Raw genomic sequence first — 534 nt, forward strand, 5'->3', positions numbered from 1 at the left:
GGCGCTATCGTTTCACGAATCTGCCAAAATACAGAGACGGGCAAGAAATCATCTATACTGTAACGGAAGACAACGTGCCCGAATACAGTACGACAATTGAAGGGTATAACATCAAAAACAGTTATACACCGGGTAAAACTAGTTTAAGCGCTACTAAAGTATGGGATGATGGAAATAACCAAGATGGGTTACGACCTCAAAGTATCCAAGTCCAGCTGTATGCTAATAACCAAAAAGTAGGCGAAGCAATAGAACTGAGCGAGGAGAATCACTGGACGACCACGTGGAACGAATTGGCAGAAAAGGCGAAAGGTCAAGCTATCACTTATCGAGTGGAAGAGTTAACCAAAGTAGCTGGCTATACCAGTGAAGTTAAACAAACAAAGGATGGAAACATCGTTATTACCAATACCCATGTACCAGAAACCAAAGAGGTTTCTGGACAAAAAACATGGGAAGACAATGAGAACCAAGACGGCAAACGACCGACGACGATCACAGTAAATCTATTAGCCGACGGTCAACCGATCCAAC

1 protein-coding gene is annotated in these 534 nt (G+C 43.1%); it reads left to right on the forward strand.

The annotated features are described in order from the left end of the window. The coding region (locus DIZ30_RS13265; protein WP_159086160.1) for a Cna B-type domain-containing protein at window positions 1-534 on the forward strand (534 nt) is incomplete at both ends.

Source organism: Enterococcus sp. H57 (genome assembly GCF_003112495.1).
GTDB classification, from domain to species: Bacteria; Bacillota; Bacilli; order Lactobacillales; family Enterococcaceae; genus Enterococcus_B; species Enterococcus_B faecium.